Source organism: Pseudomonas sp. K5002, assembly GCF_013386655.1.
Taxonomy (GTDB): domain Bacteria; phylum Pseudomonadota; class Gammaproteobacteria; order Pseudomonadales; family Pseudomonadaceae; genus Aquipseudomonas.
The window spans coordinates 1-2,600 of the sequence record NZ_JACARK010000744.1 but is presented as its reverse complement, the minus strand read 5'-3'; the positions used below and the strand labels follow the sequence as shown (position 1 = coordinate 2,600).

Genomic DNA, 2,600 nt, shown 5'->3' with positions numbered 1-2,600 from the left:
AGGTGCCGGTAGAGCTGCGAGTCGCCGCAGTCGGCGAGAGCGGGTGCCGAGCGGCGGAAGGTCTGCAGGGAGTTGGGGTCGGGAATGCGTTCGCGGCGTTCGGGGTCGCTGAACGCGGCGAAGTCGGCAAACTCATTGCGCCGGCCTTCACGTACCGCCTCGGCCAGTTCGCCGTGATGGTCGGTGAAGAACAGGAACGGCTCCTCGGCGTTGACTTCATCGCCCATGAACATCAGCGGGATCATCGGCGACATCAGCAGCAAGGTCGTCGCGGCGCTCAGGGCCTGGGGCGAACACAGTTGATGCAGGCGTTCGCCCAGGGCGCGGTTACCGATCTGGTCGTGGTTCTGCAGGAACAGCACAAAGGCGCTGGGCGGCAGGTGCCCGCTGGGCTCGCCGCGCGTGTGGCCGTGGCGCGTGGTGTGGCCCTGGTAGATAAATCCTTCGCTCAGGCAGCGCGCCAGTTTTCCCGTGGGGTCCTGGGCGAAATCGCTGTAGTAGGCGTCGGTTTCGCCGGTGAGCAGCACGTGCAGGGCGTTGTGGCCGTCATCGTTCCACTGGGCGTCGAAACCGCTTTCCAGCAGGCTGGCCTGGTTGAATTCGTTTTCCAGCACCAGCCACACATGCCGCCCCGTGTCGACTTGCTGGCGTACTTTTTGCGCCAGCTCCTGCAGAAATTCGGGATCGTTGATGGCGTGCACGGCGTCCAGGCGCAGGCCGTCGAAGCGGTATTCCAGCAGCCACATCAGGGCGTTGTCGATGAAGAAATCCCGGACCTCCCGGCGATCAAAGTCGATGCCCGCGCCCCAGGGCGTGTGCACGTCTTCGCGAAAGAAACCCTTGGCGTAGGTGCCGAGGTAGTTGCCGTCGGGGCCGAAGTGGTTGTAGACCACATCGAGGATTACCGCGAGGCCATAGTGGTGCGCACTGTCGATCAGCTGTTTGAGCTGCTCGGGCGAACCATAGGAGGATTGGGGAGCGTAGGGCAGGACACCGTCGTAACCCCAGTTGCGTTCGCCGGGGAATTGCGCGATGGGCATCAGCTCAATGGCGGTGACCCCCAGTTCGGCGAGACGCGGAAGTTGTTTCTCGACCTCGGCGTAGCCCCCCAGTACGCCCACGTGTATCTCGTAGATCACCGCTTCGTGCCACGGCCGGCCTTGCCAGTGGCTTTGGCGCCACTGATAGGCCAGGGGGTCGACCACCACGCTGAAGCCGTGAACGTCCGTGGCCTGTGCCCGGGAAGCCGGGTCGGGAACGTCCTGTTCGCCGTCGATGTTGTAGCGGTAGCGGGTGCCCGGCGGGCATTGCAGCTGCACCACAAACCAGCCATCGGCCTGGGGCAGCATCGCTACCGATTTTCCTTCCTCAAATTCAACGCTGACATAAAACGCGTCTGGCGCCCATAACGCGAAGCGGGTGTGTTCCGCATCCAGCATGATCGCGCCGTGGGGCCAGGTTTCCAGAGTCCGTGACGGCATCTATGAAGACCTCTTTTTACTGTTTCCCCGATCTTCCCAGCGCTTTCGCTACCAGTTGCTCATAAAGTTCGGCATAGGGTTCCACTGCCTGGCACCAGTTGAACGGTGCGGCCATAGCCCGGCAACGCATGGCGTTGAGCAAGCCTGGGAAGGCGAAGACCTTGAACGCGCGGCTCAGGGCCGCTTCGTAGCTTTCGACAGTGGATTCGTTGAACAGGAAGCCGGTGACGCCATCCTCGATGGTGTCGGCCAGGCCGCCGGTGTTGCGAGCGACCGGCAACGAGCCGAAGCGCTGGGCATACATCTGGCTCAGGCCGCACGGTTCATAACGGGACGGCATCAGCAGGAAGTCGCTGCCGGCGAACATGCGGCGCGCGTCGGTCTCGTTGAAGCCGATGCGCACGCCGATCTGGCCGGGAAAGCGCAGGGCCAGGGCACGCATGGCTTGTTCTTCTTCCGGCTCGCCGCGACCGATGATCGCGATCTGGCCGCCATTTTCGACGATGAAACTGGCGACCGCCTCGGTCAGGTCCAGGCCTTTCTGGTAGACCAGGCGCGATACCACGGCGAACAGCGGGCCGGTGGAGTCGTGCAAGCCAAACAGGTTGCGCACATGGGCGGCGTTCTGTGCCTTGCCTTCCCAGTCACCAATGTTGAAAGGGTGGGTCAGGTGCGGGTCGGTGGACGACTCCCAGCTTTCATCAATGCCGTTGGGAATGCCGCTGAGCAAGCCTTGCTGGGTCTTGCTGGCGAGAAAGCCATCCAGACCGCAGCCAAATTCGGGGGTGGTGATTTCCTGGGCGTAGGTGGCGCTGACCGTGGTGATATGGCTGGAATACGCCATGCCGGCCTTCAGGAATGACAGCTTGCCGTAGAACTCCATGCCTTCTTGCTGCAAGGCGTGTTCGGGAATCCCCAGCTCCGGGCACGAGGCCAGGCTGACCACGCCCTGGTAGGCGAGGTTATGAATGGTGAACAGCGTTGGAGTGCGTGACCCACGCCAGTGCATATAGGCTGGCGCCAGGCCTGCTGGCCAGTCATGGGCGTGCACCAGGTCCGGGCACCAGTGGATCTGCGCCAGGTTGGCGGCAATATCGGCGGCGGCCAGGCCCAGGCGGG

2 protein-coding genes are annotated in these 2,600 nt (G+C 63.2%); both read right to left on the bottom strand.

The features are described 5' to 3' along the window. The coding region (gene treZ, locus HX846_RS27560) for a malto-oligosyltrehalose trehalohydrolase (protein WP_178966501.1) at positions 1-1,481 on the bottom strand (1,481 nt) is incomplete at its 3' end. A 16-nt stretch (positions 1,482-1,497) separates the two neighbouring features. Further along, positions 1,498-2,600: glycogen synthase GlgA (glgA, locus tag HX846_RS27555; protein WP_178966500.1), on the bottom strand; the 1,103-nt coding region annotated here is incomplete at its 5' end.